Source organism: Streptomyces cinnamoneus (assembly GCF_014650495.1).
Classification (GTDB): Bacteria; Actinomycetota; Actinomycetes; order Streptomycetales; family Streptomycetaceae; genus Streptomyces; species Streptomyces cinnamoneus.
The window spans coordinates 59,221-73,000 of sequence record NZ_BMVB01000014.1 but is presented as its reverse complement, the minus strand read 5'-3'; the positions used below and the strand labels follow the sequence as shown (position 1 = coordinate 73,000).

Annotated in this window: 14 protein-coding genes, 1 tRNA gene and 2 pseudogenes; 12 read left to right on the top strand and 5 right to left on the bottom strand. The window is 71.1% G+C overall.

The features are described 5' to 3' along the window. Positions 1-66 precede the first annotated feature (66 nt). The 6 genes from IE182_RS20390 to IE182_RS20365 all read left to right on the top strand — a co-directional run bounded on the left by IE182_RS20390 (position 67) and on the right by IE182_RS20365 (position 5,858). Positions 67-939 (top strand): hypothetical protein, encoded by an 873-nt coding sequence (locus IE182_RS20390; protein ID WP_190111320.1) that lies wholly within the window; start codon positions 67-69, stop codon positions 937-939. Positions 940-1,059: 120 nt separating this feature from the next. Then, complete coding sequence (locus tag IE182_RS20385; RefSeq protein ID WP_229844971.1) at positions 1,060-2,982, top strand: FG-GAP-like repeat-containing protein; 1,923 nt, start codon at positions 1,060-1,062, stop codon at positions 2,980-2,982. 90 nt (positions 2,983-3,072) lie between these two features. Continuing rightward, a complete protein-coding gene (locus tag IE182_RS20380; RefSeq protein ID WP_190111319.1) occupies positions 3,073-3,570 on the top strand; it encodes an SMI1/KNR4 family protein in 498 nt (165 codons plus the stop codon). Positions 3,571-3,684: 114 nt separating this feature from the next. After that, positions 3,685-4,446, top strand: a complete 762-nt coding sequence (locus tag IE182_RS20375) for a VOC family protein (RefSeq protein WP_229844970.1) — start codon at positions 3,685-3,687, stop codon at positions 4,444-4,446. Positions 4,447-4,506: 60 nt separating this feature from the next. After that, on the top strand, positions 4,507-5,436 hold the full coding sequence (locus IE182_RS20370; RefSeq protein WP_190111318.1) for a GNAT family N-acetyltransferase: 930 nt from the start codon (positions 4,507-4,509) through the stop codon (positions 5,434-5,436). A gap of 71 nt (positions 5,437-5,507) precedes the next feature. Next, positions 5,508-5,858 carry a hypothetical protein gene (locus tag IE182_RS20365; protein WP_190111317.1) on the top strand — a complete coding sequence of 117 codons (351 nt, stop codon included), beginning with the start codon at positions 5,508-5,510 and terminating at the stop codon, positions 5,856-5,858. Between the two features lie 95 nt (positions 5,859-5,953). Here the strand turns inward: IE182_RS20365 and IE182_RS20360 are convergent, their stop codons facing one another. Then, positions 5,954-6,802 carry a DMT family transporter gene (locus IE182_RS20360; RefSeq protein WP_190111316.1) on the bottom strand — a complete coding sequence of 283 codons (849 nt, stop codon included), beginning with the start codon at positions 6,800-6,802 and terminating at the stop codon, positions 5,954-5,956. A 52-nt stretch (positions 6,803-6,854) separates the two neighbouring features. Next, on the bottom strand, positions 6,855-7,010 hold the full coding sequence (locus tag IE182_RS32505) for a hypothetical protein (RefSeq protein ID WP_373303590.1): 156 nt from the start codon (positions 7,008-7,010) through the stop codon (positions 6,855-6,857). 59 nt (positions 7,011-7,069) lie between these two features. On the opposite strand from IE182_RS32505, the gene IE182_RS20355 reads away from it, so the two are divergent. The 5 genes from IE182_RS20355 to IE182_RS20335 all read left to right on the top strand — a co-directional run bounded on the left by IE182_RS20355 (position 7,070) and on the right by IE182_RS20335 (position 12,069). Further along, a complete protein-coding gene (locus IE182_RS20355) occupies positions 7,070-7,522 on the top strand; it encodes a VOC family protein (RefSeq protein WP_190111315.1) in 453 nt (150 codons plus the stop codon). A 98-nt stretch (positions 7,523-7,620) separates the two neighbouring features. Beyond that, positions 7,621-7,695 (top strand) — tRNA-Ala (locus IE182_RS20350). Positions 7,696-7,759: 64 nt separating this feature from the next. Next, positions 7,760-10,345, top strand: coding sequence for an ATP-binding protein (locus tag IE182_RS20345; RefSeq protein ID WP_229844969.1), 2,586 nt, complete (start codon positions 7,760-7,762; stop codon positions 10,343-10,345). 157 nt (positions 10,346-10,502) lie between these two features. Then, the gene (locus IE182_RS20340) at positions 10,503-10,982 is read left to right on the top strand and encodes a hypothetical protein (protein ID WP_190111314.1); all 480 of its coding nucleotides are present in this window, start codon (positions 10,503-10,505) and stop codon (positions 10,980-10,982) included. Positions 10,983-11,124: 142 nt separating this feature from the next. Then, a complete protein-coding gene (locus IE182_RS20335) occupies positions 11,125-12,069 on the top strand; it encodes a TIGR01777 family oxidoreductase (RefSeq protein WP_190111313.1) in 945 nt (314 codons plus the stop codon). On the opposite strand, the gene IE182_RS20330 is transcribed toward IE182_RS20335, so the two are convergent. The 3 genes and pseudogenes from IE182_RS20330 to IE182_RS32825 form a co-directional block, all read right to left on the bottom strand. Then, positions 12,012-12,392, bottom strand: coding sequence for a DUF6185 family protein (locus IE182_RS20330; protein WP_190111312.1), 381 nt, complete (start codon positions 12,390-12,392; stop codon positions 12,012-12,014). The genes IE182_RS20335 and IE182_RS20330 overlap by 58 nt on opposite strands. A 110-nt stretch (positions 12,393-12,502) precedes the next feature. Beyond that, positions 12,503-12,679, bottom strand: a pseudogene (locus IE182_RS32830) (DUF6185 family protein); the annotation flags it as partial. Positions 12,680-12,752: 73 nt separating this feature from the next. Next, positions 12,753-12,839, bottom strand: a pseudogene (locus IE182_RS32825) (DUF6185 family protein); the annotation flags it as partial. Between the two features lie 391 nt (positions 12,840-13,230). Between IE182_RS32825 and IE182_RS20325 the strand changes: the two are divergent. Beyond that, the gene (locus IE182_RS20325) at positions 13,231-13,464 is read left to right on the top strand and encodes a chaplin (protein WP_190111311.1); all 234 of its coding nucleotides are present in this window, start codon (positions 13,231-13,233) and stop codon (positions 13,462-13,464) included. Positions 13,465-13,780: the final 316 nt, after the last annotated feature.

Below are 13,780 nucleotides of genomic sequence, written 5' to 3'. Positions count from 1 at the left end.
GCACATGCAAAGGCTAGTGTGGCGGTGGATCTGCCAGGACTGTACGGATCGGGGGGGCGGGCGTTCATGGATCCGAGCACTGCCTTGCTGCGCTCGCGCCGCGTGGCGCGAGCTTCCGTGCTGACCGCACTGCTGCTCCTCTCGTCGACCGCGCCGGTACGGGCCGTGGCGGCACCCGGTGACGAGACCCCGAGCGGGCCCCGGCTGGTTCTCGGCGACACATCGGTCGAGGTGGGGGACACGGCGGGGTTCGCCATCGAAGGGATGACCGGGGCGTGGGACGAGGTGGACGTTTCCTCCCCCGCCCTGACCGGCAACCTGCGCCTGCGCCCCGAGGGCAAGGGAGCCTCGCACTCCGCTGATCCGCACATGCCGGAGAGTCTCGTACGGGTCCGCAGTGGCATCCCGCCCGGCAGCTACGAGGTCACTGCGACGTCACACGGCCGCTCGGTCGCTGCCGCACAGTTGAAGGTCGTGGCGCAGGGGCCGGCCCGGATCCGGCGGTTCGCGCTGCTTCCCAAGGAAGAGAAGGCCCGCGCCGGCGAGAAGGTCCAGGTCGTCCTCGCCGACGACCACGCCGCGCCGGACGAGAAGGCGGTGACCGTCACGTCCCGTGCCTTCGGCGGCTCCCGCACCGTCAAGGAGGCGAGCCCGGACAGCCCCGACAATCCGGGCTGCAAGTGCGACGACGGGGCCACGGTCTATGCGGCGTGGATCGACGTCCCGAAGGACACGCCGTCAGGAACGTACGACGTCACGGTCGTCAGCCACCACGGCCGGAAGAAGACGACGAAGCGGCTGTCGGTGACGGGTGACGACGACTCTGCGACCTGGGTGCCCTGGGCGTGCGCCGGGGGCGGTGGAGCGGTCGTCCTGGCGGGCGGCGCATGGTTCGTCGTGTCCCGGCGCCGCCGCCGCGCGGAAGCCGACGCTGTCTGACCTGCAGACTTCCGCCCGTTCCCAGGGGGGCGGGCGGTGGCCCCGGCATGCCCGTCGGCACGCCGGAACCTCATCTCACTGTACGGAGTAAGTACCTTGCGTACGTTGCGAATACGGCAGATGATCTTAGCGGCCGTCTGTGGCTCACTGCTGACCACCGGTATGGCCGGTGCCGCCTCGGCGGCGACACCGACGCCGGGACCGACGGCTCCGACCGCGTCCGGCACCGCCCGGGCGGGCGAGGACGGCGACTGGACGGTGGAGGAGGCGCTGCGCTTCTGGACGCCCGAACGTATCGCCGCGGCGACCGACCCGGGAGCGGCCTTCGCCCGGCCGGCCCCGGCCACGAGTCCCTCACCGGGCGGAACGGGCACCCCGAGCGGCGGGGCCGCGAAGCCCGGTACCCCCACCAGACCGGGGACCCCGGCCCCGATCCCGACGCCGACGCTGAAGCCCCCGCCGAAGAACAAGCCCCGCCCGGGCATCACGCACGAGAACTCCCGTCACTTCCGTGGCATCAAGTCCGTCGGTGTGCTCTTCGCCAAGGACCCGAACAACGCCAAGACGCACTACTGCTCCGCGTCCGTGGTGGAGAGCGCCGGCCGCAACCTCGTCCTGACCGCCGGGCACTGTGTGAACTCCAAGGCGATCTTCGTCCCCTACTACGACGGCTCGAAGGACGTCAGGCACCAGCCGTACGGCATCTGGCCCGTCACCAAGTGGTTCTATGACGGCAACTACGTCGCGAACACCACGGCGCCCACCTCCGACCTGGACTTCGCCTTCGCGCGGGTCGGCCGGAACGACGGAAAGAACGTTCAGGACGTCGTCGGCGGCAACAGCCTGGCACGCACCCAGGGCGCCAAGGACCGTGCGACGGTGATCGGCTACCCGAGCGTCGACCACAACCCGGACGACCAGGCGGTGCAATGCACCACCGAGACGGGTGCGCTGCCGGGTTACAACCAGATGCGCATCGACTGCGCGGGCCTGTGGGGCGGCATCTCGGGCTCACCGTGGTTCTCCTCGGTGGACCTCGACCGCGGCACCGGAACGATCATCGGTAACGTCGGCGGTTCCAACGGCGGCGGCCCCGATGTGAAGGGCAGCGACCCCCTCTACAACCGGCTGACCTACAGCCCCTTCCACACGGACCGGTTCTTCCTGCTCTTCGACGACGCCCAGAAGAACAGCGACGCCGGCCACGGCGCGTACCAGCAGCCGGCGCCGCCCTACTCCGTCGGCCGGGCCGAGACCTGGAAGCACGCCGCACTCATGGCGGCCGGCGACTTCAACGGCACCGGACGCAGCGACCTGGTCGTGGTCTGGTCGGACGGCGAGGTCACCCTTTACGACAGCGACGGCAACGGCGACTTCTCCTCCGAACGCCGGCTCACTGACAAGAACGGAACCTGGACGTACGCCCGGACCGTCACCGCCGGCGACTTCGGCGGCAACAACCAGTTCGACCTGATGGTGGTCTGGTCGGACGGTGAGGTCACCCTCTACCAGGACATCGGCGGCAACGGCCTCGGCAGCGAGGTGAAGATGGCCGACAAGAAGTCCATCTGGTCGCACGCCACGCAGATCGCCGCCGGCCGCTTCAACGCCGCCACGTACGTCACCGACCTGGTCGTGCGCTGGTCCGACGGCGAGCTCACGCTCTACACCAACGTGGGCCCCGGCACCTTCGGCCAGGAGAACAAGCTCAAGGACAAGAACAGCACGTGGGAGCACGCCAAGCTGCTCACTGCCGGCGAGTACTCGGGCAACGCCAAGTGGGACCTGATGGTCAGCTGGACGGACGGCGAGCTCGACACCTACGTCGGCACCTCCACCCGGGGCCTCGGCAGCGAGCAGCGCATCCTCGACGCGAACGGGACCTGGGAGCACAACACCGTGATGACCACGGGAAAGTTCACGCCCAACGGTCGCACGGACGACCTGCTGATCCGCTGGTCGGACGGTGAGACCACGATGTACAACGACACCGGCGCCAACCGCCTGGGCAGGGAGAACACGCTGGTCTACCCGGTGCTGTAAGAACGGAGCCGGGCGCGGACGGCGGTACGGGTCGTTTCCGTACCGCCGTCCCCGCAGAACCGGCTCGCACGGTGCTGTTACGGTCGCCGGGTGGAGAGCTGGGACGTGGATGGCGTGCGGGCACGGGTACGGGAGATGGCGGCCGGTGATCCGGAGCGGGCGCGCTTCGGCGCGGAAACGCACCGGTACGAGCTGACGCCGCCGCTGCCGGAGGCGGAGATCCGGACGTTCGAGGAAACCCACGACATCGAGCTCCCTGCGGAGTACCGGTCCTTCGCCGCGACGGTGGGCAACGGCCCCGCCGGCCCCTGTCACGGTGTGATGCCGTTGACCGTTCCCCGTCCGCAAGCCGGCGAGGAGTGGGCCGTGGACGACGAGTGGGAGGAGGACCGCCTGCCGGGCCGCCTCGCCACGCCGTTCCCCCTCGCCGAACCCCTGCCCGGCCGGACCGGTTCCGGTGAGCCCCGGTTTTCGAGCCTGGTACACCGACTGGCTGGAGAGCCCCTGAAGGCGCGGCCCACCAGCCGCTTCTCGGGCAGACGGAGCCCCCCTTCAGCAACCACGGGGCCAATCTTGCTACCGTGGTAAAAATACCTTGACGGAATTGATAACCCCTGTCTAAGGTTACGGTCGTCGTAAGTTCTCCCCGAACTGCTGCGCCCGAACCCGCCAGGAGATGCCCTGAACGTCACCGCCTCCACCGTGTCCCTCACCGTCGCCGACGTGGACGCCTCCCGCGACTTCTTCTGCACCCACCTCGGCTACCAGGTCGCCATGGCCGCCGACGGCTTCGCGTCCCTGACCCGCGGCGACGATGCCGCCGCCGACATCGTGCTGCTCCGTCGCGGCAGCGCGGTCCTCCCGCCCGAGCAGCGCGACCAGCAGGCCACGGGCCTGATCTTCGCTCTCACCGTCACCGCTCTGGAGGCCGAGGAGAGGCGCCTGCGCGAGGCCGGCGCCCCGATCACCATGCCGTTGCGCGAAGAGCCCTGGGGCGAGCGGCTGTTCCAGATGACCGACCCGAACGGAATCGTCGTCCAGCTCGTCGAATGGGCCGCTCCCGCCGAGCCCGCACAGCCTGAGGACCCCGCCATGCTCGTGATCACCCCCACCGCCGAGAACGTCACCGAGTCCCCGAACGCCCGCATGACCGGCCTGGCCGCCCCCAGCCGAGGCAGCACGGAACTCAGCACCTGGACCGTCGCGATGCAGGCCGGCCGGACCGGCCCCGAGCACTCCATCAGCCGCGAACAGGTGTGGACGGTGACCTCCGGCGTCCTTGAGGTCACCTGCGGAGGCCGCACCGAGAAGATCACGGCCGGACAGACCCTCGTCCTCCCCGCGGACGCGCTCCGCCGGATGCACGCCCCGCAGCCGGCCGAAGCCCACGTCGCCATGCGCGCGGACGGCGTGGCCTCCGTGCCCGGGGCCGAGGGCACCCGCATCCTTCCCTGGGCCCAGTGACATCCCCCGCGCAGGACCGACCCACCCCCCCCGCGATCCTTCCCCTGACGGAGAGACAGCGTGTCCCTACGCCTGACCGCTCTGACCACCCTGACCGACCCCGAGGAGACGTCCGCCGGCCGCCGCCTGGCCTGGCTGGCCTCCGACCCTGACGGCAGCCCCGTCGGGCACGCCTTCCTGCGTCTGTTCACCAAGGAGGGCCAGCGCCACCTCGCCGAACTGGACATCCAGGTCCACCCGGCCGAACGCCGCCGACGGGCGGGCTCCCTGCTGTTCGACGCGGCCGTCACCGCCGCCCGCCAGGACGGCCGGCGCAGCGTCATCGCCCAGGCCGAGACCGGTACCCCCGGCGCCGCCTTCCTCGTCGCCAAGGACTTCCGTGCGGCACTGGCCCTGACCTACGCCCGGCTGCCCCTGGCCGCGGCGGACCACCCCGCACTCTCCGCCATCGCCGGGACGCCGCACGCCGGTTACCACCTGGCGGCGTGGGAGGGGACGGTGCCCGACGAGCTCGCCGACACCTTCGTGGCATCGCGCCGCGCCATGGACGACATGCCGATGGGTGCCGTCGACTACGGCACGGTGGCCTGGGACCTCGACCGGGTACGGGCGGCCGCCTCGGCCGTCGCCGCACGCGGGGACGTCCTCCACACCGTGGCGGCCGTCGACCGGTCGGACGGATCCGTCGCCGGCTTCACCGAACTCGTGGTCCCCGGCAGCGGGACGGGCGATGCCCAGCACTACGGCACGGCGGTGCTGCCCGAGCACCGTGGCCGCGGCCTCGCCCGCTGGATGAAGGCCGCCTCGATCCTCCAGGCCCGCGAACGTCACCCCCGCCTCGGCGGCCTACTGACCGACACCGCCGACAACAACCCGCACATGCGGCGCGTCAACGACGAGCTCGGCTACCTGCCGACGCACACAGCCCACGAGTACCAGCTCGACCTGCAGGCCGACCTCCCGGCGGTGCCCGGCCTCGCGGTCGTGTAAAGCATCGTCAAGCCCATGGGCGGCCGGGCCTCGACGCCCTCGGGTGTTCGCGGCATCGTAGGCTCAAGATCATGCACACGACCTTGTCCGAACACGCCCGATGTCTGTACGGCGATGACTTCGTGCCCGCTCCCGCGTGCAGCCGAGAGCACAAGGAGCACTACTTCGTCGAGGAACTGACCTTCGCCGATGCGGACGCGATCCTGTCCATGTTGCGGGAACTCGGCCCGCACATGGTCGAGAGCCGACTCCCGCTGTGGGTCCGCAACCTCGCCTACCGGCTCCTGCTCCTGCAGCGGCCCGACGATCCGGCGCTGATGCGGGAGGCGGCCGACAGCCTCTACCTTCACGGCCCCGTCTGGGACGACATCGCCGCGGACCTGCGCCGTCGGGCCGACGCTCTGGAAGCGGCCTGCACCTGAGGCAGCCCGGTCCGCTGCGGGCCGGGCGACGCGGCAGCCGGGCTGGACCCGTGCAGCAGCCCGTCCAGTCCGGCCCCCGCCACTCTGCTGCTCCGCTACTCCTGCTGCACCCCCGCCAGTACGAGCGTCCCGGCGAGCACCAGCAGCACACCCGCGGTCTCCGGCAGCAGCCACCAGCCGAAACGCACGTCCTCTGCGTAGAGCACGACGCCCAGGGTCAGACTGACCAGGGCGTCGCCCAGCGTGAGCGCGGGCTGGGAGGCGACCAGAGGCCCGGCCGCCATGGCGTTCGACAGCAGGAACAGGGCGCAGACCCCGGTCACGGCGAAGGCGTAGGTCTGCCAGGCGGTGAAGAAGGCCACCGCGCCCTGCTCGCCGAACCGGATGACGGCAGTCTTCATCAGGGCGGCGGTGACCGCGTACGCGATGGCCGCCGCGGTACCGAACAGGGCGGCCCGGGCCCGGCCCGCCGGGCACTTCGCCGCGGCTGCCACGCAGCCGGCCACGGTCAGGCCGGTGCAGGCCAGGGCCGCGGCCCAGTGCGCGGCGGACTGCGGGGGACGGCCGCCGGACGGCGCGGCGGCGGCCAGGGCGAGCCCGGCCCCGCCGGCGACGGCGATCACCGCACCCCAACCGCGTGGTGACAGGCGCCGCCCCAGGACGAGGCTGCCGATCAGCAGCGCGAGGGGCAGTTCGATGACGAAGACCGGCTGGACGAGCGCCAGCGGCCCCCACCTCAGGGCCAGGGCCTGGCAGACGGCGGCGCAGATCACTGCCGCGATGCCGGCGAACCACACGGGCTGACGCATCAGACGGAGCATCAGCCGCGCGTGCAGGGCATCGGCTTCCGGGGTCGTACGGGCGGCCTTGCGCTGCAGGACGGTGGCCAAGGCGTTGCTCAACGCGGTCAGTACCGCGAACACCACGGCGAGCACCATGGTCATCGGCGCTCCTCGCACAACTGACGGGCTGTGTACCTGCTCCTGCCCGCCCACGCTAGCGGCCCACGCCGCGGGCCGCCCCGCGACCTGCGGGCCCCCTCAGGTCGTCGGGCGCGGGGTCCTGGCCGCGGGTGCGGGCGAGGGCTGCCCGGAACAGCGCGTCGCGCAGCCGTCGCGCGTCAGCCACCTCGGCCTCGGCGATCCCCGGCACGGGCGTCGGCGCCGGCCGCGACCGGTCGGCCCACTGCCTGCAGTTATATAACTGGTTACATGACGCTGAGTTGGAAGCTGGTCATCGACAGCACGAACGCACCCGCCCTCGCGGACTTCTGGGCCGCGGCCCTGGGGTACGAGGTGGAAGACCCCAGCCCCCTCATCGAGCACCTGCTGGCCGCCGGACACATCGGCGAGGAGGCGGTGACCGAGCACCACGGCTGCAAGATCTTCCGTGGCTACGCCGCAATCCGTCATCCCGATGACCCGTACGACGAGACCAGCGGCATCGGCCAGGGCCGGCGACTGCTCTTCCAGGAGGTGCCCGAGGGCAAGTCCGGCAAGAACCGCCTGCACCTGGACGTCCACAGCGAGCGCGGCGGCCTCGACACGCTGGTGGCCCGGCTGGAGGAGCTGGGAGCGACCCGCGTCGACGAGGTGAACAAGGGGCCGGCCGGCCACTGGTGGGTCATGCAGGACCCGGAGGGCAACGAGTTCTGCGTGGCGTAGCTCCGGCCCCGGCCTCTCGACCTCCCGTGATGTCCCGGCCTCATGGATGCCCCTCGACTTCCCGGGCTGGTGGGGCTCGGGTTATGATCATCGACAAGGCGGGGTCGTAGCACAGAGGTAATGCGCCGCGATGGCATCTCGGAGGACGCCGGTTCGAATCCGGCCGCCCCGCCCCCTTTCACACCCCCGTGCAGGCGGATAGCCGCACCGGAACCCCCTTCGATAGCATGTCGCATTGTGACCACGCCGTTACCCGTGCCCGGTGCGGCCGGGACCGCTGCCGAGTTCGTCGCCCTGCTGCGCACCATGAAGGTCCGGTCCGGCCTCTCCTACCGCGCCTTGGAACGGGAAGCGCGCAAGGCCGGCGAACACCTGCCGGTGAGCACCCTCGCGAGCGCGCTCAACCGGGCCTCGCTGCCGAGCAAGGACATGGTGGTGGCACTGCTCCGGGCGTGCGGTGCCGACCCCGCCACCGTGAAGGAATGGGCCGAGGCGCGCTACGCACTGGCCCTACGGGAAGGTCACGCACAGACGGCGGACGATCCCGGACCGACCGCGAACCGACTGGCCGACACCACCGGATCCGGCCATCAGGAACAGGACGCAGCGATCGGGCGGCAGTTCGTCCCGTGCCTGCTGCCGGCGGACCTTTCGCTCTACGTCGGCCGGGACGACGAGCTGAGCGAAGCCGCACGCCTGTTCGGCCAGGAGAGACCGGGGCCAGTGACCCTGGTGGTCACCGGCCCCGCCGGTGTCGGAAAGACGGCCTTTGCCGTGCACACAGGCCATCACCTCGCCCCCTGCTTCCCGGACGGCCAGCTCTACGTGGACCTGCGGGGTTTCGGCGACGAGCCGGCCGAGCCCTTCACCGTCCTGGGCGCGTTCCTCCGCGCGCTCGGCGTACGCGGGGGCGCCGTGCCCTCGGAGCTGTCCAGCAGGATCGATCTCTACCGCACCTTGCTGGCCCAGCGGAAGACACTCGTCGTTCTGGACAACGCAGCCGACGCCCAGCAGGTGAACGACCTCCTGCCCAACGGCACGCGCTGCGCCACCATCGTCACCAGCAGAACCACACTGGCGGACCTGGGCGGTCGCCGGCTCTCCCTGGGCGTTCTGGACTCCGCGACAGGGCTCGCACTGCTGCGCGAGATGCTGGGGCCTGACCGGACCGCCGCCGAGTTCGACTCGGCCCGCTCCATCGTCGAGACCTGCGACGGACTTCCCCTGGCGGTCTGGGTCGCCGGGGCGCGCCTGGCCGCGCGGCCGCACTGGCCACTGGCCAAAGTCGCCCGTGCACTCGCCGACGAACAGCGCAAACTCGACGAACTGGCAGTCGGCCACATCGCCGTACGGGCCAGCCTCGAACTCACCTACCGGGCGATGGCTGTCGGAACGCAGCACGCGCTACGGATGCTCGCGCTGCTGCCCGGACCCGACTTCGGGGCCTGGGCCCTGGCGGCGCTGCTGGACGTGGACCTGTCGCGGGCGGAGAACGTGCTCGACGACCTGGTCGAGGTACACCTGGTGGGGGTCAGGTGGGTCGGCACCACCGGTTTCCGCTATCAGCTGCACGATCTGGTGCGGCTGCTGGGCCGGGAGCGAGCGGAACAGGAGGACTCGCCACAGGACCGCACTGCCGCGCTCACACGGCTGCTCGGAGCGAGCCTGCACCTCGCCGACCTCGCGGCGGAGACCCTCAGCGTCGACTTCCAAGGCATCTCACAGACCGACCTGGCGTCCTGGCGGCTCTCCGCGACGGACGTCGAGCAGCTGTTCGCCGACCCGATGGCGTGGTTCAACGAGGAACGTCAGTTCCTCATCGACGTGGCGGACCAAGCGCTCGACCGGTCGGACATCGCACCGGCGGCCGGGCTGGCGACAGCGCTGACGACCCTCTTCCAGGTCGGCAGCCACTTCGACGACTGGGAACGGCTCCAAGGGCGAGGGCTCAAGGCAGCGCTGGCCGTCGGCGACCGACGCACGGCCTCCCAGCTCCACCGCTGCCTCGGCGAGCTCACCACCATCCTCGACCGGTACCCGGAGGCGCTGGTCCACTTCGAGCAGGCACTTCTCCTCGCCGAGGGGATGGGGCCGACCTACCGGGCCAGCGCCATGGCAGGACTGGCGTACGTCCACCGCCTGCTCGGCCAGCACTCCTCAGCCGTGCGCCATTTCGAGAAGGCCGCAGAGCTGGCCCGGTCGGCCGAGAACATCAACTGTCTCGTCTACGCGACCAACGGCATCGGCGTCATCGACCTCGAACAGGGCCGTGTCGAGGCAGCCATGGAACGCTTCACCGAGTGCCTGGAAGCGAGCCGACGCGGGGGCTACCGGCCCGGCGAGGCTCAAGCCCTGCGCTGCCTGGGACAGAGCCACCGCGCACTCGGCGCCTATCCGCTCGCCGCCGACTCCTTCCGGCTGGCCGCCTCGATCAGCGAGGACCTCGGCGACCGGCTCGGCGCCACACACGCGACGTGCTGGCTCGGAGACGTGCTGGTGCGACTGGGCGAACATCAGGAGGGGCGTCGCTCGCTGGCCCGGAGCCTTTGGGCCTATCGCGAATTCGGCAATCTGTGGGGCGAGGCGGCAACCCTCTACGCCCTGGCCGAGGCCCAGCTGGCGGCCGGCCGCCCCGCACACGCCTGCCGGCGCGCCGAAGCCGCTGTCAGGCTGTGGCGGCGCATCGGTGCCCAGACCTGGCTTGCCGTGGGCCTCGACACCCTGGCCAAGGCCCACGAACTGGCCGGCGATCCCGCGGCAGCAGCCGAGGCCGGGGAGGCCGCCGCAGCGGCACGCTCCTCCCGGAAGGACTCCCTTTCGTGAACGCCTGCGGCTGCGGGGCCCGAGGCCGCGGTGCAGGAGACCAGATGAACGCGGCAGCCGAGGCATGGGCCCGGCAGTCGGGGGCCAGCGCGCTGAAACGCGAACGCAGCGCTGACCCGTCCGACCCGCTCCGGCAGCAAGGGCCGATACTGAGGTGATGACCGTCCCTTCCGCGCCGCCCCGATTCAAGGACCCGCACCTCACCTCGTACACGTTCCTCACCTCCGTCCTCGTGCGCTGCCCGCGCTGCGCCGCGCCGGCCCGGATCGGCCCGCTGCCCGAGGCCGCGCACGGCGGGCAGCGGCGTGTGGTCTGCCCGGGCTGCGGGCTGTCCCGGCGGGCCGGTCGGGGGCCCGTGTTCCGGTACGGGCCGGGGCCTGCAGTGGACCCCTGGTTCGGCTTTCCCCTGTGGTTGCAGGCCCGGACCCGGCACGGCGTCCTGTGGGCCTACAACCTGGAGCACCTGGACCTCATCAGGAGGTTCGTGGCGGCGTCACTGCGCGAACGCGCCCCCTGGTACGAGACGGGGCGGAAGATGACGGCTGTCGCCCGCCTGCCTGCATGGGCCCAGCGTGCGGGCAACCGTGGCGAGGTCCTCCGCGCCATCGACCGGGCCCGGGGCACGCTGCTGCACTGAGCAGCAGCCGCCCCTGGCGCTGCCGGAACCCGCGCATGGCCGGCCGCTTCATGCCCCCGGCGGTGGGAGCCTTCCGTTCCGTGGGCAGAGGGCACGGACACAGGCATGCGCCCACCGGTACAGCCGTCACGAAGGGCACCAGATGAAGATCGTGATACCGGGCGGAACAGGCCAGATCGGCACGGTACTGCGCCGCGCCCTGACCACCGCCGGCCATGACGTCGTCGTCCTCACCCGCCACCCGACGCAAGCCGGCGACGTCCGCTGGGACGGCCGGAGACCTGGCCCCTGGGCGCAGGAGATCGACGGCAGCGACGCCGTGATCAATCTGGCCGGGCGCAGCGTCAGCTGCCGCTACACCGAGGCCAACCTCCGGCAGATGATGGACTCCCGCGTGGAGTCCGCCCGCGCCGTCGGTGAGGCCGTTGCGGCCGCCCGCCGCCCGCCACACGTGTGGCTCCAGATGAGCACCGCCACCATCTACGCCCACCGCTACGACGCGCCCAACGACGAGCGGACCGGCATCATCGGCGGCAGCGAGGCCGGCGTGCCGGGCTACTGGGCCTTCAGCGTCGACATCGCCCGGCGATGGGAACAGGCACAACAGGACGCCGCGACCCCCGACACCCGGAAGGTCGCCCTGCGCTCCGCCATGGTGATGAGCCCGGACCGCGGCGGCGTCTTCGACGTCCTTCTGCGGCTCGCCAGGCTCGGCCTGGGCGGGCCCGTGGCAGGCGGCGCGCAGTACATCTCCTGGATCCACGACCACGACTTCGTCCGCGCGGTCGAGTTCCTGATCGACCGGCAGGGCGGCCTCACGGGAGCGGTCAACCTTGCGGCCCCCGGCCCCCTTCCGCAACGAGCCTTCATGCGCACCCTGCGCAGGGCCTGGGGCATGCCGATCGGTCTGCCGGCCACGAAGTGGATGGCCGAGACCGGTGCCTTCGCCCTGCGCTCCGACACCGAACTGCTCCTCAAAAGCCGTCGCGTCGTTCCGGGACGCCTGACGGAATCCGGCTTCACCTTCCACTACGAGCAGTGGCACCACGCCGCCCCCGACCTCGTACGCCGGGTCCGGCGCCGGTGAAGGCTGCCTACGGGTGCTGGGGACGGCAGTCCGACCAGGGGCGGTGCCGCGGCCACCACCCCGGCGGCCGTCGCGAGGGCCGACGAGGCCACCAGCACCGACCCTCGCGGCCGGGCGGTCGCTACGAGGAGCCAGCCGGCCACGACCCCGATGAGCACCGGCCAGCGCATGGTCTGGCCCAGCCATCCGGGCGTGGGGCTCGTGACGACGTCGGCAATGTTGGGGATCGCCTTGTACAGCAGCAGGACCATGACTCCCAGGACGGCTTTGACCATGCCCCACCACCACAGGGAGGTGCTGCTGCTCTTCTCCGGCTTGGCCATGGCTCACGCCCGTACCAGCGCCCGAGCTCGTACCCGTACCCGAGCCCGCGGCCGGGTGCAGCCCGTTCCACACCAGGTGGCCGTTCTTGGCGGCCGACGGTTTGGGGGGTGACCTCAGCCGGGCCCAGTCCGCCCAGGTCGACCTGGACCTGGTCCCGGTGGGCGCCCGTGAGCGCCGGCGGGGCGACGAGCTGCAGGTTCCAGTCCTTGCTGTGGACGTCCATCGCCCATGGGCCGACGGCGAAGTGCCCGCCGGAGTGGAAGCGGAAGTCCGTTTCGTAGCGAACCTCGACAAAGACGCCCCGGCCCTGACCCGCGGGCTGTGCGTACCCACTTCTCGGGGCGCTTCATGGTGTCCGGGTCCCGCAGCAGGCAGCGTATCGCGCGCCGGTACGGTTCGGAGCCCTCGCTCAGTAGCAGGTCGTCGGCGTACGGCTCGTCGGTCACGGGGGCGTGCGCCGCCCTTCGTCCTCATGCCGTCCAGCGCCGCAGTGCGGGCTGCACTGTGCGCCGTGCCGTCATGGCGTCGCGCCGGCTGCGAGACGGAAGTGGTCGTGCAGCAGGCACAGACCGAAGCGGTCGAGGTTGCCGTGCTTGTCGAGCACCGCCACCTGAAGGAGGCGCGACCGCTCCCGAAGCAGGAAAAAAGCAGGAGGAACCGCCTCAGGAGAGGCATTCCTGCCGCGCCGGGGGCACCCACAGGTGGTCAAGACCGGACCCGTGATCACTAGAGCTGATGAACATATCGCCGCCAGTCCCACCGACGGCTTTTCATACACAAGACTCTCCCTTGCCAGAGTCTTTGCCCTGGCTTTCCCCCACCAGCATGGAGAGAACCATGAGCATGCGTAACGCCGCCGCCGTGACCGTGATGGCCGCCGCCGCCCTCGGCGCAGGAGCCACCGCGGCCGTCGCCGACGGTGCCCAGGGCGCCGCAGCCAAGTCGCCGGGCGTCGCCGCCGGCAACGTCGTCCAGGTCGCGCCGCACGTCTCCCCGAACGTCGGCGGGAACACGGTCTCGGTCGTCGGCGTCGCCAACTCCTCCTACGGCAACGTGCTCGTCAACAAGTAACGAGCGTCCTGGTTCCAGCCGCCGAGGACGCAGCGGGTGAGGCACCGCACCCGCACCCGGCCGCGTGTTCCGCCCCCCTCCCGCACGAGGGCGGAACACGCGGCTTCTTCGCGCAAGCCCCCATGACGGCAGGGGGACGAAAAAACCTTGGCGGCACGTACGCCTGTACTCCTATAGTCGTCGACGTCCAGGTGCGAAGGCAGGACCTACTTCGACTCATAATCGGGCGGTCGCGGGTTCGAGTCCCGCCGCCGGTACCACAGGCCGGCGTAGCTCAGCAGGCAGAGCACCTTGTCGGTTCCGCCGCTTCGATCTC